Annotated in this window: 20 protein-coding genes and 1 pseudogene; 16 read left to right on the top strand and 5 right to left on the bottom strand. The window is 43.1% G+C overall.

Going from position 1 to position 21,471, the window contains the following annotated elements; all coding sequences use genetic code 11:
* The gene (locus GYO_RS32820) at positions 1 to 603 is read left to right on the top strand and encodes an alpha/beta hydrolase (RefSeq protein ID WP_014114105.1); all 603 of its coding nucleotides are present in this window, start codon (positions 1 to 3) and stop codon (positions 601 to 603) included.
* 43 nt (positions 604 to 646) lie between these two features.
* Here GYO_RS32820 and GYO_RS32815 read toward each other — a convergent pair whose 3' ends face one another.
* Complete coding sequence (locus GYO_RS32815; protein ID WP_014114104.1) at positions 647 to 1,255, bottom strand: nitroreductase family protein; 609 nt, start codon at positions 1,253 to 1,255, stop codon at positions 647 to 649.
* Between the two features lie 129 nt (positions 1,256 to 1,384).
* On the opposite strand from GYO_RS32815, the gene yodB reads away from it, so the two are divergent.
* A complete protein-coding gene (gene yodB, locus GYO_RS32810) occupies positions 1,385 to 1,723 on the top strand; it encodes a transcriptional regulator YodB (protein WP_004399427.1) in 339 nt (112 codons plus the stop codon).
* A 328-nt stretch (positions 1,724 to 2,051) separates the two neighbouring features.
* Here the strand turns inward: yodB and GYO_RS32805 are convergent, their stop codons facing one another.
* Positions 2,052 to 2,441: a tautomerase family protein gene (locus tag GYO_RS32805; RefSeq protein WP_041520982.1), complete on the bottom strand. Its 390-nt coding sequence runs from the start codon at positions 2,439 to 2,441 to the stop codon at positions 2,052 to 2,054.
* Positions 2,442 to 2,794: 353 nt separating this feature from the next.
* Between GYO_RS32805 and GYO_RS32800 the strand changes: the two are divergent.
* Positions 2,795 to 4,129: pseudogene (locus GYO_RS32800) on the top strand (gluconate:H+ symporter).
* Between the two features lie 85 nt (positions 4,130 to 4,214).
* The gene (locus tag GYO_RS32795; protein ID WP_014114099.1) at positions 4,215 to 4,451 is read left to right on the top strand and encodes a hypothetical protein; all 237 of its coding nucleotides are present in this window, start codon (positions 4,215 to 4,217) and stop codon (positions 4,449 to 4,451) included.
* 32 nt (positions 4,452 to 4,483) lie between these two features.
* Here GYO_RS32795 and GYO_RS32790 read toward each other — a convergent pair whose 3' ends face one another.
* The gene (locus tag GYO_RS32790; protein WP_014114098.1) at positions 4,484 to 4,945 is read right to left on the bottom strand and encodes an Hsp20/alpha crystallin family protein; all 462 of its coding nucleotides are present in this window, start codon (positions 4,943 to 4,945) and stop codon (positions 4,484 to 4,486) included.
* 98 nt (positions 4,946 to 5,043) lie between these two features.
* Here GYO_RS32790 and rarD point away from each other — a divergent pair, with 98 nt between their 5' ends.
* From rarD to bshB2, 4 genes are all read left to right on the top strand, one after another.
* Complete coding sequence (gene rarD / locus GYO_RS32785; protein WP_014114097.1) at positions 5,044 to 5,940, top strand: EamA family transporter RarD; 897 nt, start codon at positions 5,044 to 5,046, stop codon at positions 5,938 to 5,940.
* A gap of 75 nt (positions 5,941 to 6,015) precedes the next feature.
* Entirely contained in the window at positions 6,016 to 6,294 is a 279-nt protein-coding gene (yoyC, locus tag GYO_RS32780) for a protein YoyC (RefSeq protein ID WP_003220095.1), read from the top strand.
* A complete protein-coding gene (locus tag GYO_RS32775) occupies positions 6,291 to 6,641 on the top strand; it encodes a YojF family protein (protein ID WP_014114096.1) in 351 nt (116 codons plus the stop codon). The genes yoyC and GYO_RS32775 overlap by 4 nt, the downstream gene beginning before the upstream one ends.
* Before the next feature lie 18 nt (positions 6,642 to 6,659).
* On the top strand, positions 6,660 to 7,325 hold the full coding sequence (gene bshB2 / locus GYO_RS32770; RefSeq protein ID WP_003220099.1) for a bacillithiol biosynthesis deacetylase BshB2: 666 nt from the start codon (positions 6,660 to 6,662) through the stop codon (positions 7,323 to 7,325).
* A 25-nt stretch (positions 7,326 to 7,350) separates the two neighbouring features.
* Here bshB2 and rsbRC read toward each other — a convergent pair whose 3' ends face one another.
* Both rsbRC and GYO_RS32760 read right to left on the bottom strand, forming a co-directional pair.
* Entirely contained in the window at positions 7,351 to 8,199 is an 849-nt protein-coding gene (rsbRC, locus tag GYO_RS32765) for an RsbT co-antagonist RsbRC (protein ID WP_014114095.1), read from the bottom strand.
* 15 nt (positions 8,200 to 8,214) lie between these two features.
* Positions 8,215 to 9,573 (bottom strand): MATE family efflux transporter, encoded by a 1,359-nt coding sequence (locus GYO_RS32760; protein WP_014114094.1) that lies wholly within the window; start codon positions 9,571 to 9,573, stop codon positions 8,215 to 8,217.
* 265 nt (positions 9,574 to 9,838) lie between these two features.
* On the opposite strand from GYO_RS32760, the gene cdaS reads away from it, so the two are divergent.
* The 8 genes from cdaS (at position 9,839) to odhB (ending at position 21,452) form a co-directional block, all read left to right on the top strand.
* The gene (gene cdaS / locus GYO_RS32755) at positions 9,839 to 10,462 is read left to right on the top strand and encodes a cyclic di-AMP synthase CdaS (RefSeq protein ID WP_072183469.1); all 624 of its coding nucleotides are present in this window, start codon (positions 9,839 to 9,841) and stop codon (positions 10,460 to 10,462) included.
* Positions 10,463 to 10,696: 234 nt separating this feature from the next.
* A complete protein-coding gene (locus GYO_RS32750; protein WP_014114093.1) occupies positions 10,697 to 11,914 on the top strand; it encodes a macrolide family glycosyltransferase in 1,218 nt (405 codons plus the stop codon).
* A gap of 381 nt (positions 11,915 to 12,295) precedes the next feature.
* Positions 12,296 to 13,531, top strand: coding sequence for a D-gamma-glutamyl-meso-diaminopimelic acid endopeptidase CwlS (cwlS, locus tag GYO_RS32745; protein ID WP_014114092.1), 1,236 nt, complete (start codon positions 12,296 to 12,298; stop codon positions 13,529 to 13,531).
* Positions 13,532 to 13,624: 93 nt separating this feature from the next.
* The gene (locus tag GYO_RS32740) at positions 13,625 to 14,215 is read left to right on the top strand and encodes a superoxide dismutase family protein (RefSeq protein ID WP_014114091.1); all 591 of its coding nucleotides are present in this window, start codon (positions 13,625 to 13,627) and stop codon (positions 14,213 to 14,215) included.
* An 87-nt stretch (positions 14,216 to 14,302) separates the two neighbouring features.
* Positions 14,303 to 15,193 (top strand): AAA family ATPase, encoded by an 891-nt coding sequence (locus GYO_RS32735; RefSeq protein ID WP_003220117.1) that lies wholly within the window; start codon positions 14,303 to 14,305, stop codon positions 15,191 to 15,193.
* A 10-nt stretch (positions 15,194 to 15,203) separates the two neighbouring features.
* A complete protein-coding gene (locus GYO_RS32730) occupies positions 15,204 to 17,120 on the top strand; it encodes a vWA domain-containing protein (RefSeq protein WP_014114090.1) in 1,917 nt (638 codons plus the stop codon).
* Positions 17,121 to 17,348: 228 nt separating this feature from the next.
* Positions 17,349 to 20,183 (top strand): 2-oxoglutarate dehydrogenase E1 component, encoded by a 2,835-nt coding sequence (gene sucA / locus GYO_RS32725; RefSeq protein WP_014114089.1) that lies wholly within the window; start codon positions 17,349 to 17,351, stop codon positions 20,181 to 20,183.
* A gap of 15 nt (positions 20,184 to 20,198) precedes the next feature.
* On the top strand, positions 20,199 to 21,452 hold the full coding sequence (odhB, locus tag GYO_RS32720) for a 2-oxoglutarate dehydrogenase complex dihydrolipoyllysine-residue succinyltransferase (RefSeq protein ID WP_014114088.1): 1,254 nt from the start codon (positions 20,199 to 20,201) through the stop codon (positions 21,450 to 21,452).
* Positions 21,453 to 21,471 lie beyond the last annotated feature (19 nt).

Genomic DNA, 21,471 nt, shown 5'->3' with positions numbered 1-21,471 from the left:
ATGAAGTATATTTATGAAAAAGGGACATCTGACAATGTGCTTTTGCTGTTACATGGCACTGGCGGAAATGAACACGATCTGCTTTCATTAGGACGGTTTATAGACCCTCATGCCCATTTGCTTGGTGTTAGAGGATCGGTGCTTGAAAATGGAATGCCGCGATTTTTCAAACGCCTGAGTGAAGGTGTCTTTGATGAAAAGGACCTCGTGGAGCGCACAAGGGAATTGAAAAATTTTATCGATGAGGCTGCAGAAACGCATCAATTTGACCGCGGCCGAGTGATTGCGGTCGGTTATTCAAACGGCGCAAATATTGCGGCAAGCCTTCTTTTCCATTATAAAGATGTTTTAAAAGGGGCTATTCTGCATCATCCGATGGTTCCGATTCGCGGTATCAAGCTACCTGATATGACTGGACTCCCTGTTTTTATCGGTGCCGGGAAATACGACCCTCTCTGCACGAAGGAAGAATCAGAAGAGCTTCACCGCTATTTACGTGACAGCGGGGCATCAGCCTCCGTTTACTGGCAGGATGGGGGCCATCAGCTGACTCAGCATGAAGCTGAACAGGCTCGTAAATGGTACAAAGATGCGATTGTTTAAAAAAACCTTAGTCCGTAATTCGGACTAAGGTTTTTTCATATCCTTACAGCCAAGTTGACACTTTTGAAAGCGGTAAACGATTGCTTTGATGAGCAGGTTTCACTGCTTTTCCGATTGAAATAAGCATAACCGGTACATAGCGCTCACTGATATCAAATTGCTTTTGGAACTGCTCTTTGTTAAATCCGCCGATTGCGCAAGTGTCATAACCTTTTGCTTTTGCGGCAATCATAAGCTGCATAGCTGCTAAAGAAGCATTTAAGAAAGCGGAATCACGTGCGAATTGCTCGCTTTGGTAGGCACCGTTGATTTGGCCGAGCAATGTTTGTTTGATTTCATCTGTAATATAGCCTTGGCTTGCTAATTCAGCGTAAACTTCTTCACCGTTTTCATTTGCTTTTAAATCGCCTAAAATGGCAACAACAGCAGAAGACTCAACGATTTGTTTTTGATTATACGCTATAGGAAGAAGCGTTGCTTTTGATTCATCGCTGTGAAATACAGTGAAATGCCAATGCTGAAGGTTCCAAGCTGAAGGCGCTTTAACGGCAAGGTCCAATAGCTCGGTAAGCTCCTCTTTAGAGATCGGGGCATTTGTATCATATTCCTTTACAGATGCACGTGCTTTTAAAACATCCAGAGTATTCGTCATAGTGTTTCCTCCTTCGGATAAACGTGGTATGATAATAGAAAAGTTAGAAGCTTACTAAATGTAACTTGAAAGATTATTGTAATGGATCATTGAATACATGTCAATCAATAGATGAAGGGATGAGAACTTGTGGGAAATACAATGTGCCCTAAAATGGAATCCGCTTTCTCATTGTTGGGAAAACGATGGAACGGTCTGATCATCCATGTGCTTATGGATGGGCCGAAACGGTTTAAAGAGATAACGGAAACAATTCCGATGATCAGCCAAAAAATGCTCGCAGAGCGCCTTAAGGAGCTTGAACAAAACGAGATCGTCGAACGGCAGGTTCTCCCTGAAACGCCGGTCAAAGTCATCTACACGCTGACTGAAAAAGGAACAGCGCTTCAAGCTGTATTCCAAGAGATGCAGGCATGGGCCGACCAATTTTGCGAGCCCGGTGACACAGTGTGCGAAGAAGAGAAATAAGGAAAGGGCGTCGGGGAACGAGCCTATGTTTCAATGATAAAGTCATGTAAGGGGTGGTTCATACCGTTTACATGACTTTTTATATTTGTCAGAATGAATTCTGAAATTTTATATTTAAACCCGGTCAGCTTCCATTGGAATTACATTGGCATCGAAACTGGATGTAAAAAAGGAGATCTAGGCTCTATCCACCAAATTTGGATCACTCCGTTATACCTCTTCTTGCTGGCTGTTTTCGTTCTGATGATTTCCGCTTTTGTCAAAAAGAAATGAGAGAATAAAAGAGAGAGCCTCTGCTGAAGCTCTCTTTTTACTATGTTTCATTATTTTATAGTTTTCCATTCAAAAATTGCGCCTCACCGAGTCCGAAACTCCAGTCTGCGCCACCATTCTCGGTAATGGAAACCATTAGGTCTTCTGGGGAAATACCGCATTCTGCTTCTAGCTTTTCAGCCAGCAGGGCATACAATTTTTCCTTTTGGCTTTCTGTTCTTGTTTTGCTTGTCATACTGATGATGACTAGATCTTTGCTTCTTTGAAACCCTAATCCTGTATCCTGGATAATAAGCTCATTTTCGGGATGCTGATGGACAATTTGATAACGGTCTCTTTCCGGAACACCAAACGCTTCGACCATTGCTTGGTGGGCAGTATCTAATAATAATTGCAGTGATTTTTCGTCACGGCCTTCAATTAAATCAAAACGTAATAATGGCATGTGAATTCCTCCTCTTGTGAAGTTGTAATCCGTTTGTTTTCACATTGTGATTTGCTTTCAGACAATAAATAGATTTAGATTGGCTGCTTACTTGATAAAAAACATAACACATAACCAAAAGTTAATCAACATATAACTAAAAATATTTAGACAGGCGATAGGTAATCGAGAAAAACTCATAAAACAATTGACAGTCCTAGATTAGGAGATTAGTATGAATATACTAGTTAACCAAAAGATGACAATTATATAACCAAGACGTTTTTTTAGTTGTTGGCGAAAGCGTTTTCTTTTTAAAGTGCCGAAACATTGTCATGATATTCATTTTAAAACACATTTGGTGGAGGGGTACCATGCCGATTTTAATTGTTGCTGTCGGAGTGCTGATTCTGTTATTTCTCATTATTAAAGTAAAATGAAATACCTTTGTCTCACTTATTGTTGTTTCTTTTTTAGTAGCCATCGGACTTGGGATGGATATCAATAAAATTGTTCTTTCAATTGAAGCGGGAATCGGCGGGCAGCTGGGGCATTTAGCTTTAGTGTTTGGACTTGGCGCGATGCTCGGGAGGCTTGTCTCAGACGCTGGGGGCGGCTATCGGATTGCCATTACGCTGATTGACAAATTCGGGAGGAAACGAATACAGGCGGCGGTGGTTATTGCCTCGTTTATCATCGGCATTGCCTTGTTTTTTGAAGTCGGTCTTGTACTGTTGATTCCGATTGTGTATGCAATTGCAAAAGAATTAAAAATGCCTTTTCTCTATCTGGGAATCCCGATGGCAGCCGCCTTAAATGTTACCCACGGATTTTTGCCTCCGCACCCTGCGCCAACTGCCATCTCAGTTGCATACGGCGCCCATATTGGCCAGGTGCTGCTTTTGGGAATCATCATCGCTGTTCCGACGACTGTCATCGCCGGGCCTTTATTCAATAAATTTGCGATGAAGCGATTTCCCGGTGCGTATCAAAAACGCGGAAACTTATCAGCATTAGGGCCGCGGAAAGAATTTCAGCTGGATGAAACACCAGGCTTTTTAATCAGTGTTGCCACTTCTTTATTTCCGGTTATCTTTATGGCGATTGCGACTGTTTTTTCTTTATTATTGAAAGAACATTCAAAAGAAAAAGATATCATAGAATTTATCGGTACACCGGGAACGGCAATGCTTATTTCGCTTATACTTGCGCTCTATACGATGGGATATGCGCGTAAAATATCTATGAAGGAGATCAGCAAATCATTATCGGAATCAATTTCACAAATCGCGATGATGCTGCTCATCATAGGTGGGGGAGGGGCGTTTAAACAGGTGCTGATTGACGGCGGGGTCGGTGATTATGTTGCTGATCTTTTCAGTCAAACAAATATGTCGCCGCTGCTCGTTGCATGGATCATTGCTGCGGTTCTGCGCCTGTGTTTGGGCTCTGCTACCGTGGCTGCGCTTACCACTGCGGGAATGGCAGCTCCGCTTATGCAGGCGGGCAGTGTAAACCCGGCATTAATGGTACTGGCAACCGGAGCGGGAAGTGTCATCGCTTGTCATGTAAATGATGCAGGATTTTGGATGGTAAAGGAATTTTTCGGCTTGAGCATGAAAGAAACATTTCAAACTTGGACGCTGCTTACAACAGTTCTCTCAGTAACCGGGCTCGGCTGTGTGTTATTGGCAGGGCTTGTGATGTAACACCCATAGATTCAGTTCATAGCCCAATCGTTTTTCTTCCTTGTTGAATACCTTATGTATAGGCAGTCATAAAGGAGGAAAAATCATGTACCCTCACCATTCGTATTATCGCGGGAACCCAGATCCAGTCGGATACCCGGCGCGTAATCCTTTCTTGTTTGGAGCTCCTTTAGTTGGTGGTTTATTAGGTGGTTTTCTCGGGAGTGCGCTGTTTAACTATCCTCGTCCCTATGCTTATCCGCCTGGTCCTTACGGATACGGAGGCGCACCGTACGGTTTTGGTGCCGGCGCGCCATACGGGGGTTACCCCGGCTTCTATTAATAAAAACGGCCTGCATCGGTGCAGGCCGTTTTTTATCGGATGATTTCTACCTCGGACATATTGTAGTCTTGCTGCTTCTGAAACATGACTTCCAGAAGGCCATCCTTATAGACGGCTTTTGTTCCTTTGCGTTTGACTAAACAAGGAAGGTTTACTTTTTTTGGATGCTCTGAACTAGGAAAGTTTTCTAACAATAATTCGTGAGATGTGTGTTTGATTCTCACCTGTTCCAGTAGGCCTTCGCTGATTGGCACCTTTACAAACACATGGTCTGCTGTTTCGAATATATCAATATCAGGTTTGGCATCCGGTTTGGCGGGCTGTTCTTTTTTTGGGAGGGGATCGCGGAAAGGAAATTGAGCTGCATAATCACTGCCGAACACACTTTCCATCACACGATTTACATATGTTTCAACTTCTTTTGGATCTGCTTTTTTTAATGCTTCCTTGGAAAATTGATTGTGGAAAGGAAAGTACTTGTTCCATTCAAACATCGTCGTCACACCCTTTCTTCATGGACAAAATAGTATATGCCCGGCAGATCTTTCACGTGATATAATATAAGATGCTCTAAAGAAAGGCAGGGATTTACATGCAATATTCAGAAACAAAAAAAGGCGTTCTTTATACAGCCGTTTCCTTTATCATGTGGGGGCTGTTTCCGCTCTATTGGAAGCTTCTCGAACAGCTGCCAGCTCTTGATATTTTGGCTCACCGTATTATATGGTCTTTTGTTTTTATGTGTATCGTGCTTTTTTTCTTGCGGCAATGGAAAACAGGGTGGCAGGAGCTGCGCTCTTTGAAAAAAAACGGAGGCATCCTTTCTTTATTTCTCGCTTCTATCCTGATTTCGATTAACTGGTTTGTATACATATGGGCTGTCAACCATGGGTTTTTGCTTGAGGCTAGTCTTGGCTATTACATTAACCCGCTTGTGTCAGTGCTCCTTGGAATTTTATTTTTAAAGGAAAAACTGAATCGCCTGCAACTGGTGGCGGTTTCGATTGCTGCGGCCGGCGTCATCATCTCAGCGTTCCAGTACGGCTCCATTCCGTATGTTGCGCTTCTGCTCGCATTCAGCTTCGGTCTGTACGGGTTAAGCAAAAAAAGAACAAGTCTGCCGAGCGCCATCGGTTTAACGCTGGAAACATTCATGATTATGCCGATTGCATTGGGGTATTTGCTGCTAAGCGGCCATGTTCAGCCAGCTGGTGCAGAAAGCGGGGGCACGTGGATGCTTCTCTTTTTTGCTGGTGTGTTTACTGCTTTGCCGCTATTATTGTTTGCGGAAGGGGCGAAACGGCTGCCGCTGTATCAAGTCGGAATCTTGCAATATATTGCACCGACCATTACCTTGCTGATCGGGCTGTTTGTTTACCATGAGCCATTTTCAAGCTCGAAGGCTTTTACATTCAGCTGTATATGGGCTGCGCTGCTGTTGTTTACGTTTTCACAAGTAAAGTGGAAACGGGCGTCAAAAAGCCATTGAGGCCTTTGGCTTTTCAGCTGAAGCATATATTATGTATAATCATTTCATGTATGTAAGACATAAAGGAGCAAGACGATGGACAATGATAAAGAGATAGTGAAAGCCTACGCTTCACTTTGGAACAACAGATCTCTCACTAGTGATGACGCAGAAGCGGTAGCAGAGGCGATTGATCTTGAGCTCTTGGATAAACGAACACATCCGAGACTCCGGAAACCGATGCTGGAAAAATATTTTGCCGCGATTCAGCGCATTGTGAATTCACAGCTCGAACCGGCTGTGAAATATCAGCTGGTCAAATTACATACAGAACGTGCAGAGCATTTAAAAGAAGAAAGAGGGGAGCAATCATGAAAGCAATCATAAAGGAAGATGTGCAAGCATCTTTAGAACGATATGCGGACCGCCCTGTATATATCCATTTGGAAACCACAACCGGTTCTTATTCAGCGCACTTAAATGAAAAAAACATGACGGTTGTTGCATATATCCGCAATGCAAAAGTCACCTATCATCAGGCAAAAATCAAAGGAAGCGGACCTTACCGTGTTGGCTTAAAAACAGAAGAAGGCTGGATTTATGCTGAAGGCTTGACTGAATACACGATAGATGAAGATAACCGTTTATTAATGGCGGGACACCTGCCGGGCGGTAAACTGGCTATTTCTCTACAAATCAGTGAAAAACCGTTCACAGTTTAAAGAAAAGGGTGAAAAATAATGAAAGAACACGTACTTGTAATCCTGCCTCACCCTGATGACGAATCATACGGAGTGGCAGGCCTGATCGCCTTAAACAGAAAAAAAGACATACCCGTTACGTACGCCTGTGCCACTTTAGGTGAAATGGGCAGAAATATGGGCGATCCATTTTTCGCAAATCGGGAAACATTGCCGCTGCTAAGAAAACAAGAGCTCATTAACGCTTGCAAAGAAATGGATATCAATGATCTTCGGATGCTGGGGCTCCGTGACAAAACGCTCGAATTTGAAGACGATGAGTATTTAGCTGATATCATGGAAGAGATCATAGATGATGTAAAACCAAGTTTAATTGTCACATTTTATCCTGGACACGGTGTGCACCCCGACCATGATGCATGCGGGGAAGCGGTTATTCGTGCATTGTACCGCAAAAAGAAAGAAGACCGTCCGCGCACGCTCTGCATGGCTATTACACGCAACAGAGAAGAGGTTCTTGGCGAAGCTGATGTCGTACTTGATATCAAAGAAGTAGCTGATATTAAGATGAATGCGTTAAGAGCTCACCGCACTCAAACAGAAGGCATGCTCAGAGAGCTTGAAGAAAAATTGAAAAACAATGAACCTGTTATGGCAACATGGTTTGAAGAAGAAGTATATTGGACGTATCAATGGAATGATTAATCAAAAAGGTATAAGGCCTTAAGCCTTATACCTTTTTTAATTTTAAGTCAGATGCAATCGCCGAAGCGAGGGTGGATCTCAAGGAAATATCTTCGAAAGACAAGCCTAGCTGAACCGCGGTTTGCGCGATTTCCGGGCGGATTCCCGACAATGTGGATGAAACGCCGATTAAACGGAGCGCTTCAATCAGACTGAACAGCTGGTGGGCAACCATTGTATCAATAACAGCTACTCCTGACAAATCAATATACAGCTGTGTCACCTTTTTCTCCGCACATTGATGCAGGGTGTTTTCCATAATAAGTTTGGCGCGTACTGTATCAATATCTCCGATTAAAGGCAACAGTCCGACGCTGTGAAACAGCACAATAACCGGTGCGCTTAATTCAGTAATCATATCTTTTTGAGCCTGAAGCTGAAGGCTTGTGTTTTTGTACATTTCTTCTATAAAAATATGAATCACAAGATCGAACGCTTTTATAAGGGAGTGATACAAATCTTCGGCTTCTTCGCCTTTCACAGTGTCCTGATTGTGATGGACAAATTCTTTCAAATAGGAAACATATAAATCTCTCACTCTAACAAACTCCCGGATAATATAGTGGATAGGAGTCTTTAAATGCTCTTGATCCTGTGTCACTTCAAAAGCCCATTCTTTCAGTATAGGCAGGTATACCTCCTCATCATCTATAAAAATACGGTTTATCTTATAGTTGAAGGCGAGATTCTGGCTCTTTAAATTGTGAATGACAGCAGTGTCTGTTGATGCATAAATGGAATTCGGATCAGTCTCCTCGATTGTTTCGTACCATGTTGAACTGATCGTCTCCGCATGCTGAGAAAGATATTCGTATAATTTCTTATTTTTTGCCATGATTGATCACCTCTTTTAAATGTATTGTTTTTGCGAATAACGTTTTTGCAGTTTAGCCAGCCTGAAAAACAGTCCAACTGCTCCTGCGGCGAGTCCTGTAATTAATCCGATCCAATAGCCAAACGCGCCGAGGCTTGTAAACGTACCGACCGCATAACCGACCGGAAGGCCAATGACCCAATAAGAGACAAATGCGGCCGCAAGCGTATAGTTCACATCTTTGTACCCTCGGAGCGCTCCCTGGATCGGTGCTGCAACAGCATCAGAAAGCTGAAAAAACAGGGCATAAATTAAAAAGTGCTGTGTCAGCAGGAGCACATCGGGGTCAGAAGTGTACATGCCGGCAATTTGCTCTCTGAATAAAAGGATACAGGCTGCTGTCAACAAAGAAAAACCGATCGCCATCATGATGCCGATCAAGCTATATGAGCGCGCATCCTTAAAACGGGCTGCACCGGCTTCAAAACCGACAACAATTGTTAATGCCATGGACACGCTGAGCGGCAGCATATATAAAAGTGAAGCAAAGTTCATGGCTGCCTGGTGGGACGCGATAGTCACTGTATTAAAATGGCTCATCAGAAGCGTGACAGCTGCGAAAATGCTCGTTTCAAAAAACACGGCGAACCCAATAGGCAGCCCGATTTTGAGCATATTTTTGCATGCTTTCCAAGAGAATTTATACATTGTAAGGAAAATCCCGTATTCGGAAAACGGTGCGGATTTATGAATAATGAAAAAACTGATGATGCAGATACACCAATATGTAAGCGCGGACGCTAGCCCGGCGCCGACGCCGCCAAGTGCCGGCATTCCGAATTTCCCGAAAATGAATACGTAATTCAATACAAAATTGATCGGAAGAGAACTGAGTGTAATCATCATTGTGACTCTCGTTTTCCCTAATGAATCAATGAATGATCTCAAAACAGTGTAAACAAATAAAGGGAAAATTCCGAGCGATAAAAAGCCTAAAAAGTGTTTGGCAATCTGATGGACATGAGTTTCAAGATTTAATCGGCCAAGAATAAGGTCAACTACAGCATATCCAATCGCTAAAACGGCGATGCTAAGAAGCGCGGCCACGTATACAGCTTGTAAAACAGTAAAGGGAATTTGCTGTTTTTTTTCAGCGCCTAAAAACTGGGCGACAATCGGGGTGACTGCCATTAATATACCTGCAAGTCCTGTATAAACAGGTGTCCAAAGGCTTGAGCCAATAGCGACACCAGCTAAATCAGCGGGGCTGACTTTCCCTGACATCACCGTATCTAAAAAGGTCATAAGAGAAAGCCCCGCCTGGGTAATTAATATCGGAATTAAAATGTGCAAAAGCTGTTTGATCTTTTGACGGGCGTTTCGAGTTTCTTTCATACATTGATCTCCGTTTCTTTTTCATAACGAGAGAAATTATAACATTTTATGTATAAAAAGCAATGAACGCCGGACCTATTCTTTTTTTGTCGGTTTCGTTTTTCTAAACATTTGGGCATAAATAAAAGAAAGCGAAATCACGCCTAAAAAGGTGCAAACATACTGAATGATTCTTTCGATTTCCATTCTTTACATCCCTCCTTTACCAATAGAATGTGCATCAATAAGATTAGCATGCGTGAAAAGTTGGAAATTTGAAAAGGAGATGAGGTCTATGCGTTATGAACAGATATCAGAAAATGCATTTAAGGGAAAAATACAAGTGTATTTAGAGCAAATATTAGGTGATGCGTCGCTAATCTTGAAAACGCTACACGAAAAAGACCAGTGCCTTCTTTGTGAATTAGATGAATTGGGCCACATTTTTCAGGACATGCAGGGCATCGCATCATCCTTTTATTTGCAAACATACATTGAGCAATTTACACCGGCATTTATCGAACTGGCCAAGGCGATTAAAGCCCTATCGGAGCATAAGCATGGTGCTTTAATTGTGATTGAAAGAGCGGACCCTGTTGAGCATTTTATTCAAAAAGGAACCTCCCTGCATGCGGAGATCAGCGCATCATTAATTGAAAGCATCTTTTTCCCCGGAAATCCTCTACATGACGGCGCTTTATTGGTGAGGGAAAATAAACTTGTCTCAGCAGCCAATGTCCTCCCGCTGACAACAAAGGAAGTGGATGTCCATTTGGGAACAAGGCATCGCGCGGCTCTTGGTATGTCGGGGTATACGGATGCGCTTGTGCTCGTTGTTTCAGAGGAGACAGGGAAGATGTCGTTTGCCAAAGATGGTGTATTATATCCGTTAATTTCGCCAAGAACGTAAAAATAAATAAAAGGGCCTGATTAGGAATCCTATCATGAGACAAAATGACTGAATTCGGGTCTTTTTTAAAGCATTCACTTTAAGCTGAATGCTTTTTGTCTTGAAAGCAGGAAATATAAACCGGTAGAAAAGTTACATTACGTTAATATTAATTAAGTTAAATACTTTACCTGATTTTGTATTTGTAGTACCGTATAAAATATTACATAAATTTTAAAGGAAGGGTGCTGCCGCATGGCTAATGTATTAATGATCGGTTTTCCCGGTGAAGGGCATATTAATCCGTCTATCGGTGTAATGAAGGAGCTGAAATCACGGGGAGAACATATTACTTACTACGCAGTGAAGGAATACAAAGAAAAAATTGCAGCTCTTGATATTGGGTTTCGTGAGTATCATGATTTTCGAGAAGACTACTTCGGAAAAAACGCAACAGGAGATGAAGAAAGAGATTTCACAGAAATGATCTGCGCCTTTTTGAAAGGCTGTAAGGATATTGCGACTCATATATATGATGAAGTCAAACATGAATCGTATGATTATGTCATATATGATCACCATTTACTGGCCGGTAAAATCATTGCCAACTTGCTGAAGCTGCCGAGATTTTCATTGTGTACTACCTTTGCAATGAATGAGGAATTTCTAAAGGAAATGATGGGTTCTTACATGAAAGGGTCAATTGAAGAATCGCCTCATTATGAATCATACCAGCAGCTTGTAGAAACATTAAATGCTGATTTTCAAACAGAGATCAAGAAGCCTTTTGACGTTTTTTCTTCAGATGGGGACTTGACAATTGTCTTCACATCAAGGGAATTTCAGCCAATGGCTGAGCAATTCGGCGATCGATATGTATTTGTCGGCCCTTCCATTACAGAAAGAGCCGGGAACAATGATTTCCCATTTGATCAGATTGACAATGAAAACGTGCTGTTTATTTCAATGGGGACCATTTTTAACAATCAAAAACAGTTTTTTAATCAATGTCTCGAGGTATGTAAAGACTTTGATGGTAAAGTTGTGCTTTCCATAGGCAAACATATTAAAGCAAATGAGTTAAACGACATTCCGGAGAATTTCATTGTACGCCCGTATGTCCCTCAGCTTGAGATCCTGAAAAGAGCCAGTTTATTTGTAACACACGGGGGAATGAACAGCACAAGTGAAGGTTTGTATTTTGAAACCCCGCTGGTAGTCATTCCGATGGGAGCTGACCAATTTGCTGTAGGAAATCAAGTGGAAAAAATAGGCGCAGGAAAAGTGCTGAAAAAAGAACAATTATCTGAAAGCCTTCTGAAAGAAACGATTCAAGAAGTGATGAACAATCCTGTGTATGCTAAAAAGGCGAAAGACATTGGACAATCATTGAAAGCGGCAGGCGGCTCTAAAAAAGCGGCCGACAGCATTCTAGAAGTTGTGAAACTCAAAACTCAATCAGCCAACGCATAATATAAATGCCTGTTCTTATCAAAAGAACAGGCATTTTGGCATTTTCGTAAGAAAGCAGAGGAAGGGATTTGACACATCGATAGAGAATTGATTAGAAAAACAGACAAGAAAGGAGGAAAATCTGCTCCATTCATCAATAGAAAACCATCATTTTTACCCCCGCTTAATTAGTTCCTTAGACTTTCGAAAAACATATGCAGCTTATGTAAAATGTTAGGTGTTTATTTGAAGATTTAAAGGTCGAAAGATGCTGAAATCGCAGCCAAATGTTTGAAAAGGATGTAACTTGCTGAAAAAGTGACGATAAAACTGATGTGTGCCATTTTTGGAAACAAAATACTAACTGTTTTTGTGCTATAAACAGTTTAGGAGGTTGAATGAATGAAAAAAAAGATTGTAGCCGGCTTGGCTGTTTCCGCAGTTGTCGGGTCATCGATGGCCGCAGCCCCCGTGGAAGCAAAAACGATAAAAGTAAAAAGCGGTGACTCTCTTTGGAAGCTTTCCCGTCAATATGATACGACAATATCAGCTTTGAAATCCGAAAACAAATTGAAATCAACAGTGCTTTATGTCGGACAAAGCCTTAAAATTCCTGAAAGCAGCAAAAAAAACACGACATCCTCATCAAGCTCAAGCAAAACATCAACATACACAGTTGCATATGGTGATTCGCTATGGATGATTGCTAAAAATCATAAAATGAGTGTTTCTGAGCTTAAAAGCTTAAACAGCCTGACCAGCGACCTGATTCGTCCCGGGCAAAAGCTTAAGATCAAAGGGACAAGCAGTTCAAGCGGCTCAAACGGATCGAAGAAAAACAGCGGTTCCAATTCTTCAGGCTCTTCGAAAAGTACATATACGGTTAAGCTTGGTGACTCACTGTGGAAAATCGCAAACAGCTTAAATATGACTGTAGCTGAATTGAAAACCTTAAATGGCTTAACATCAGATACCCTTTACCCTAAGCAGGTACTCAAAATAAAAGGGAACAGTTCACCTAAGAGCGGAAACAGCGGTTCCAAGAAGCCGTCAAACTCCAATTCCTCAAAAACAACTACATATAGGGTAAAAGCAGGCGATTCGCTGTGGAAAATCGCGAATCAGCTCGGAGTCACTGTGCAAAGTATCCGCGATAAAAACAATTTGTCATCTGATGTCTTGCAAATTGGACAGGTTCTGACCATCTCGGGAACAACAAAGTCTAACAATTCAAATCAAACAAAGCCAAAAGACAACTCAGGATCAAACATTCAAATAGGTTCGAAGATTGACAGAATGATAACAGAAGCGAAAAAATATGTCGGGGTGCCATACCGCTGGGGTGGAAACACGCCTGCAGGTTTTGATTGCAGCGGCTTCATTTATTACCTCATTAATAATGTATCATCGATATCGAGATTGAGTACGGCAGGATATTGGAATGTCATGCAAAAAGTCAGCCAGCCGTCAGTCGGAGACTTTGTCTTCTTTACCACATATAAATCTGGCCCGTCTCACATGGGGATTTATCTAGGCGGCGGAGACTTTATTCATGCAAGCTCATCAGGCGTCGACATTTCCAATCTCAGCAATTCATATTGGAAACAGCGCTACTTGGGCGCAAGAAGCTATTTTTAAAAATGAGTATGACAAAAAGCCTTTTTATAGGCTTTTTTGTTTATATCAGAAAATGATTGACCACACTGTTAGAAAAAACAAGGGGGAGACAGTATGTACCGTCTCTTGCTGTTGATGATGGTGACGGCACTGGGAGTTGCGGGATGCGGACAAAAAAAACCTCATGACCCTCCTAAGCGGGTACCGGAAAAAGAAGTGATTGAAACGTCAGCGTTTGGTCATCATGTCCAGCTGGTTAATCGTGAAGGCAAAGCAGTCGGTTTTATAGAAATCAAAGAATCAGAAGACGAAGGACTCGACATTCATATTTCCGCAAACAGCCTGCGCCCCGGCGCTTCTCTCGGTTTTCATATCCATGAGAAAGGTTCATGTGTCAGGCCGGATTTTGAATCAGCGGGAGGCCACTTTAATCCGCTGAACAAAGAACACGGCTTCAATAATCCGATGGGACATCATGCCGGAGATCTGCCGAACCTTGAAGTCGGTGCTGATGGAAAAGTAGATGTCATTATGAATGCGCCGGACACCTCACTGAAAAAAGGAAGTAAACTAAATATTCTCGACCAGGACGGAAGTGCGTTTATTATTCATGAGCATGCCGACGATTATTTGACAAATCCAAGCGGCAATTCAGGTGCGCGTATCGTCTGCGGAGCCCTTTCCGGCAATAACGAGAAGCAGTAATATCATCCAAGCCCTTTTGTATTGAGCATACAGGGGCTTTTTTAGTATACTCGTTAATGGAATACGAATAGGAAAGGGAACCTGTCTATGACAACTCAATTACAGCACTTAACATTGCCGGAAGATATACAACAAAAGCTATTATCATATAAAGATCAGCCGATTTCCCCAGAGTTTCAGTCGCTCATCGGGACATCAGGCTATGAGGCGGACGATGAAGCGATTTTATTCGACGCCATTATCGCATTAGCCATGGGAAAAAATGTCCTGCTGAAAGGGCCTACAGGCTCAGGAAAAACAAAGCTGGCAGAAACATTGTCCAGCTATTTTCATAAACCGATGCACAGTGTCAACTGTTCAGTTGACTTGGACGCAGAAGCCTTGGTCGGCTACAAAACGATTGAAAATCAATCTGGCCAGGCGACGATCGAGTTTGTTTCAGGGCCTGTCACAAAAGCCATGAAAGAAGGCCATTTTCTTTATATAGATGAAATCAATATGGCAAAGCCGGAAACACTGCCCATTTTAAACGGCGTATTAGATTACAGAAAAATGATGACAAATCCGTTTACAGGCGAGGTCATTCGGGCTAAAGAAGGCTTCGGAGTCATTGCAGCCATCAATGAAGGCTATGTCGGTACTGTTCCGCTGAATGAAGCATTGAAAAACCGTTTTGTCATCATTGATGTGCCTTATATTAAAGGCGAGCTGCTGAAACAAGTTCTCATGTCTCAGTCAGCCCTGCAAGATGAGAAATTGATTGACCGGTTTATCACGCTTTCCTCTGACCTGATCGTTCAGGCCAATAACGGACAGGTGTCTGAAGAAGCGGCATCCATTAGAGCGTTAATTGATACATGTGATTTAGCCGCTTATATTCCGCCGCGTCGTGCCATTGAGCGGGGAATTGTAGAGAAGCTTGATGATGACCGGGAAAAGGCGGCCGTTCGAAATATCGCAGAAACTCTGTTTGAATGAGGGAGCTGCGATGAAATTTATCAAATTTAACGACAGCACAATAGATTCGTTTTTATTTATGATGCTCACTGATTTGGCCAAAACACTCACCAAGAGTGAAGCGGTAGAAGTGGAATATGGCGTTCAGTCCTATTACAATCCATTTGAAAAGAAAATCTATATGAGCCACTTTTGGAAAGACAGGGCAGCGGAGGACATGGAAGCGGGTCTGAAAAGCGACGTCTACCTGCGTTCGGTCGGAACGAGATATAGCTCGCTGCACGAGTTTGCAAACTTTTTGAATGATATCCATCAGCATCTTACGTTCAAAAGCTTTGCCAAGCAGCTGTTTATGCTGCTTGAGGACATCAGGATTGAGGAATGTATCAAACACGAGCGCCCCGGTACGAAACATGTATTTGCGAAGCGAAAAGACATGTACAGAAAACATTTCTCCACCCAGCTGACTTTAAATTTAGAGCGAAGCATTTTTACGGATGCCCTCTTTTGCGCGATCTATGTCAAGCTAACAACGGAATCGCCGCTCGAGACCCTTCCGTCTATGCGTGAAGATATCGATCTGATGCGCCCGTTTATTGAGCAGCAGCTCCTGCGCGTGTATGAAGCAGATTCGACACGGCAGGTTCTTAAAATTGTTGAAGACCTTATGGACGGACTTGAAGAGGTGCTTGATAAAGACATGTTGAACACCTACTTCTTTTTGCCTGAGCTTGACTACGCAAAAGCTGCAGAACAACCGTTATTTGAAGAAGAGAAAAAAGCGCCGAAGCTGAGTGATGACATCACGCTTCCAAAAAAATCAGACGGTGATGAGGATATCCATGAAGAAGAAATGCCGACATGGCACAGGGAAACAGAAGCACCGTCTAAAAGCTTCCTTCAATTTGATATTGAACACGGAGCAAAATCAGATTTAGGAAAAGACGCTTCAAGGGAAGGCGACGATGGAGATCAAGCCCTTGGCTCTGTCCAAGGATCAGCCAGACAAACAAAACGGAAAGACTATTCCAAGCTGGAAGCGATGGAGTCCCAAAAAGACCAGCCGAACGGTGCGGGTATGGCTGACGGCAAAGAAAATAAATACGCATTTCCGATTTATAAAGAACCGCAGCCGGCAACGAGTGAAGAAGTGCTTTCTTATAAACAGCAGGCAAAAACGATTGAATCGTATCAAAAGCGTTTAAAACAAATGATTCAAAAAACGCTGGAGCATAAAAAAACATTGCCTAGAACAGACCTTCATGCCGGACGGCTGAACAATAAGCTTCTTCGTTACTTCACTGAGCGAAATCCGCGTCTTTTCTACAAAAAACAAGAACCATCATCAGAAATTGACGCGGTTTTTACATTGCTGGTCGATTGTTCTGCCAGCATGTTCGACAAAATGGATGAAACAAAGCGGGGAATCGTGCTGTTTCACGAAGCGTTGAAATCGGTAGCGGTTCCGCATCAGATTGTCGGCTTTTGGGAGGACACAAACGATGCGACCGAAACAAGCCAGCCAAACTATTTCAATACGGTTATTCCCTTCCAATCATCATTAAGACAAGAGGCTGGACCGGCAATTATGCAGCTTGAGCCTGAGGAAGATAACCGTGACGGCTATGCGATCCGGCAGATGACGAAAAAAATGCTGCAGCGCAGCGAAGCACAAAAGTTCTTGATCGTTTTTTCAGATGGAGAGCCGGCCGCGTTTGGCTATGAACAAAACGGGATTGTTGATACAAGTGAAGCGGTTATTGAAGCCCGAAAGAGAGGAATAGAAGTGATAAATGTTTTTCTCTCCAACTCAGAAATAGAAGAATCGCAAATGAAGACCATTCAGGATATGTACGGAAAATTCAGTATATTTGTCCCGGATGTTGATCAGCTCCCGGATGTTCTGTATCCGCTGCTGAAAAAACTGCTCCATAAAAGCATAGGATAGTCCTTTATCCTATGCTTTTTGGCGTTTCTTTTTTCAAATGATTAAATTTTTTGTTTTTTATAAAGGTTTTTTACTATTTTGTGAACAATCAAGGTAGAATCAAATTGCAAACAGTGGTAAAATATCGTTGGAAGCGTTTTTATTACATAATTTTGGACACAGCGTTCGAAAGTTATTTTAAGATAGTGAATCATTCACTTGATTATCTAAGTTGGGGGTAATATTCAAATGTTTCAAAATAGTATGAAACAACGAATGAATTGGGAAGATTTTTACGGTCCGAACCTCGGCTATGCGCTGGAGCTTTACGATCAGTATACCCAGGATCCGAACAGCATTGATCCGGATCTAAAGGAAATGTTCGACGAGCTCGGTGCTCCGCCAAGCGATATAAAAGAGGCCTCGGGAACAAAAGAAAAGGGACGTGTTACAGCCGATCTGATACAAAAGATCGCATCCGCAGTCAGACTTGCAGAAGATATCCGAACCTATGGCCATTTAAACGCTTCCGTCAATCCGCTCAGAAAGGATGGGAAAAAGAGCGAACTCTTTCCACTATCCGATTACGGGCTAACTGAAGAAGAAATAAAAGCAATACCTGCGTCAGTGATTTGCAAAGACGCTCCTAAAAACATTACGAACGGTTTAGAAGCCATTCAGTATTTACGAAATACGTATAAAAGAACCATCTCATTTGAATTTGACCATGTGCATGACTTCAAAGAGCGCGAGTGGCTGACAAAGATGATTGAATCCGGCGAGCTGTTCCAGAAGAACTCATCTGAAAAGCTGTCGGCTGTTCTGGAAAGACTGACAGAAGTAGAGGGCTTCGAGCAGTTTTTGCACCGCACATTCGTTGGACAGAAGCGCTTTTCCATCGAGGGGCTGGACGCACTTGTTCCAGTGCTTGATGACATTATTGCACAATCTGTCAAATCTGGCACGACGAGTGTCAACATCGGGATGGCACACAGGGGGCGCCTGAATGTCTTGGCACACGTGCTCGGCAAACCGTATGAAATTATTTTCTCCGAATTCCAGCATGCGCCGAACAAAGATCTTGTCCCGTCTGAGGGATCAATCGGAATCAGCTACGGATGGACAGGGGATGTCAAATACCATCTGGGGGCGAATCGGGAGCTTCAAGACGCTGAAACAAAATCAGCGCGCATTACGTTAGCAAACAACCCGAGCCACTTGGAATTTATCAATCCGATTGTTGAAGGCAGCACGAGAGCGGCACAGGAAACGAGAACACAAAGCGGATACCCGGTGCAGGATGAAACAAAATCGCTTGCCATTTTAATTCATGGAGACGCTGCATTCCCTGGGGAAGGAATCGTCGCTGAAACATTGAATTTAAGTTCTTTAAAAGGGTATCAAGTAGGCGGTGCGATTCATATTATCGCCAATAACATGATCGGATTTACAACAGAAAGCGCTGAATCAAGATCGACAAACTATGCCAGTGACCTGGCGAAGGGCTATGAAATTCCGATTGTTCACGTAAATGCGGATGATCCTGAAGCCTGTCTTTCAGCTGTTAAGTTTGCGGTCGAATACAGAAAAACATTTAACAAGGACTTTCTGATTGACTTGATCGGGTACAGACGCTACGGACATAACGAAATGGATGAGCCGTCTACTACTCAGCCGATGCTGTATGAGGCTGTCAGAAAGCATCCGACCGTCAAACAAATTTTCGCTGAAAAGCTTGTAAATGAAGGCGTGCTTACCGAAGAAGTTGTTCAAAACATCGAAAAATCGGTAACGAAGCGCATTGAGGATGCTTATCAGAAAGTGCCGGCTAAAAAGGAACATACCGCCTGTGAAATTGAACTTCCAGAGCCTGTTTCAAACGGTTTCCCTGATGTGGACACATCCATTGATTTTGATGTGCTCCGTAAGCTGAATGGCGAATTAATCAACTGGCCGGAGTCATTTAACGTTTTCGGCAAGCTTAAGCGTATTTTAGAAAGACGCGCCAAGGCATTCGATGACGATAGAAAAGTGGAATGGTCTTTGGCTGAATCACTTGCGTTTGCTTCTATTTTGAAAGACGGAACACCGATTCGTTTAACTGGACAGGATTCCGAGCGCGGAACGTTTGCCCAAAGAAACCTTGTGCTTCATGACAGTGAGACGGGCGAAGAATTTGTGCCGCTGCATCACTTATCTGACTGTGACACATCTTTTGCTGTTCATAACAGCCCGCTGTCTGAAGGATCGGTTCTCGGCTTTGAATACGGCTATAACGTGCATTCACCGGAAACGCTTGTCATGTGGGAGGCGCAGTACGGAGATTTTGCCAACGCTGCTCAAGTGTATTTTGACCAATTCATTTCTGCCGGACGCGCCAAATGGGGCCAAAAATCCGGATTAGTCATGCTTCTTCCGCACGGTTACGAGGGACAGGGGCCCGAGCACTCAAGCGGAAGAATCGAGCGGTTCCTGCAGCTTGCCGCGGAAAACAACTGGACGGTTGCCAACCTGACAAGCGCTGCACAATATTTTCATATTTTAAGAAGACAGGCCAAAATGCTGCTTCGTGAAGAAATCAGGCCGCTCGTCATTATGACGCCGAAAAGCCTTCTTCGTAATCCGAATACGGTTTCGGAAGTGCAGGAGCTCAGCGAAAGCCGCTTCCAGCCTGTATACGAACAGTCCGGACTTTCTCATGACTATGAAAAAGTAACCAGACTTGTATTATCCAGCGGTAAAGTGTCCATAGACATCAGCGACGATTTCAATAAGCTAGAAGACGGTAAAGAGTGGCTTCACATTGCGAGAATTGAACAGCTGTATCCATTCCCGGCAAAAGGAGTCAAAGAATTATTTGCAAAACTTCCGAACCTGAAAGAAATCGTTTGGGTACAGGAAGAGCCGCAGAACATGGGGGCCTGGAGTTATATCAGCCCATATTTGACAGAGATTGCACCACAGGGCGTAAGCGTTCAATATATTGGACGAAGAAGACGATCCAGCCCTGCAGAGGGAGATCCGACAGTTCATAAAAAAGAACAGGAACGTATTGTATCTGATAGCTTGACTCGCAAAAACTAAGGGGGAAATGAAAAAATGGCGGAAATTAAGGTACCTGAATTAGCAGAATCAATCTCAGAAGGAACAATAGCCCAATGGTTGAAGCAGCCTGGTGATTATGTAGAACAGGGTGAATATCTGCTTGAACTAGAAACGGACAAAGTAAATGTTGAATTGACAGCAGAAGAATCGGGTGTACTTCAAGAGGTATTGAAAGATTCGGGTGATACCGTCCAAGTTGGAGAAATTATCGGTACGATTTCAGAAGGCGCGGGTGAAAGTTCTGCCCCTGCACCTTCAGAGAAAGCTGAAAGCAAAGATAGCGAGAAAGAAGAGAAGCAGGCTGAACCAGCTGCAAAAGAGGTTAGCGAGGAAGCGCAAGCCGAAGCAAAATCAAGAACGATCGCTTCTCCTTCAGCCCGTAAGCTGGCAAGAGAGAAAGGAATTGACCTGTCTCAGGTTCCGACGGGAGACCCGTTAGGAAGAGTGCGCAAGCAGGATGTCGAAGCGTACGAAAAACCAGCGTCAAAACCGGCTCTTCAGAAACAACAGCAGCCTCAGGCTCAAAAAACACAGCAAAGCTTCGACAAACCTGTCGAAGTGCAAAAAATGTCACGCCGCAGACAAACGATTGCAAAACGCCTTGTAGAGGTACAGCAAACATCAGCGATGCTGACTACATTTAATGAAGTAGACATGACGGCTGTCATGAACCTTAGAAAACGCCGCAAAGATCAATTCTTTGAGCAAAACGAAGTGAAGCTCGGCTTTATGTCTTTCTTTACGAAAGCGGTCGTTGCTGCATTGAAGAAATATCCGCTGCTGAATGCGGAAATTCAAGGCGATGAGCTGATCGTTAAGAAGTTCTACGATATCGGGATTGCTGTTGCAGCTGATGAAGGCCTTGTCGTTCCGGTTGTACGGGATGCGGACCGTCTGACATTTGCAGGAATTGAAAAAGAAATCGGCGAACTTGCGAAAAAAGCAAGAAACAATAAATTGACCCTTAGCGAGCTTCAGGGCGGTTCCTTCACTATTACAAACGGAGGGACTTTCGGTTCACTGATGTCGACTCCGATTTTAAACAGCCCTCAAGTCGGTATACTGGGCATGCATAAGATTCAACTGCGCCCTGTAGCAATTGATGAAGAGCGTTTTGAAAACCGTCCGATGATGTATATCGCTTTATCTTATGATCACCGGATTGTAGACGGTAAAGAAGCGGTTGGTTTCCTAGTGACAATCAAAAATTTACTGGAAGATCCTGAACAGCTTTTATTAGAGGGATAATAAAAAAAGGTACATCACG

The sequence above is a fragment of the Bacillus spizizenii TU-B-10 genome, from assembly GCF_000227465.1.
GTDB classification, from domain to species: Bacteria; Bacillota; Bacilli; order Bacillales; family Bacillaceae; genus Bacillus; species Bacillus spizizenii.
The sequence above is the reverse complement of the archived record's forward strand: the minus strand, read 5'-3'. Positions and strand labels throughout refer to the sequence as shown.

What these genes read in the sequence shown, in the direction of transcription:
- GYO_RS32730 (WP_014114090.1), top strand. Translation starts at nt 15,204, where the DNA reads ATGAAATTTATCAAATTTAACGACAGCACAATAGATTCGTTTTTATTT.
- odhB (WP_014114088.1), top strand. Translation starts at nt 20,199, where the DNA reads ATGGCGGAAATTAAGGTACCTGAATTAGCAGAATCAATCTCAGAAGGA.
- GYO_RS32805 (WP_041520982.1), bottom strand. Translation starts at nt 2,441, where the DNA reads ATGCCATTATTACGTTTTGATTTAATTGAAGGCCGTGACGAAAAATCA.
- GYO_RS32795 (WP_014114099.1), top strand. Translation starts at nt 4,215, where the DNA reads ATGTACCCTCACCATTCGTATTATCGCGGGAACCCAGATCCAGTCGGA.
- cwlS (WP_014114092.1), top strand. Translation starts at nt 12,296, where the DNA reads ATGAAAAAAAAGATTGTAGCCGGCTTGGCTGTTTCCGCAGTTGTCGGG.
- rarD (WP_014114097.1), top strand. Translation starts at nt 5,044, where the DNA reads ATGCAATATTCAGAAACAAAAAAAGGCGTTCTTTATACAGCCGTTTCC.
- GYO_RS32790 (WP_014114098.1), bottom strand. Translation starts at nt 4,945, where the DNA reads ATGTTTGAATGGAACAAGTACTTTCCTTTCCACAATCAATTTTCCAAG.
- rsbRC (WP_014114095.1), bottom strand. Translation starts at nt 8,199, where the DNA reads ATGGCAAAAAATAAGAAATTATACGAATATCTTTCTCAGCATGCGGAG.
- yoyC (WP_003220095.1), top strand. Translation starts at nt 6,016, where the DNA reads ATGGACAATGATAAAGAGATAGTGAAAGCCTACGCTTCACTTTGGAAC.
- sucA (WP_014114089.1), top strand. Translation starts at nt 17,349, where the DNA reads ATGTTTCAAAATAGTATGAAACAACGAATGAATTGGGAAGATTTTTAC.
- GYO_RS32815 (WP_014114104.1), bottom strand. Translation starts at nt 1,255, where the DNA reads ATGACGAATACTCTGGATGTTTTAAAAGCACGTGCATCTGTAAAGGAA.
- GYO_RS32740 (WP_014114091.1), top strand. Translation starts at nt 13,625, where the DNA reads ATGTACCGTCTCTTGCTGTTGATGATGGTGACGGCACTGGGAGTTGCG.
- GYO_RS32775 (WP_014114096.1), top strand. Translation starts at nt 6,291, where the DNA reads ATGAAAGCAATCATAAAGGAAGATGTGCAAGCATCTTTAGAACGATAT.
- bshB2 (WP_003220099.1), top strand. Translation starts at nt 6,660, where the DNA reads ATGAAAGAACACGTACTTGTAATCCTGCCTCACCCTGATGACGAATCA.
- GYO_RS32760 (WP_014114094.1), bottom strand. Translation starts at nt 9,573, where the DNA reads ATGAAAGAAACTCGAAACGCCCGTCAAAAGATCAAACAGCTTTTGCAC.
- GYO_RS32750 (WP_014114093.1), top strand. Translation starts at nt 10,697, where the DNA reads ATGGCTAATGTATTAATGATCGGTTTTCCCGGTGAAGGGCATATTAAT.
- GYO_RS32820 (WP_014114105.1), top strand. Translation starts at nt 1, where the DNA reads ATGAAGTATATTTATGAAAAAGGGACATCTGACAATGTGCTTTTGCTG.
- cdaS (WP_072183469.1), top strand. Translation starts at nt 9,839, where the DNA reads ATGAGGTCTATGCGTTATGAACAGATATCAGAAAATGCATTTAAGGGA.
- GYO_RS32735 (WP_003220117.1), top strand. Translation starts at nt 14,303, where the DNA reads ATGACAACTCAATTACAGCACTTAACATTGCCGGAAGATATACAACAA.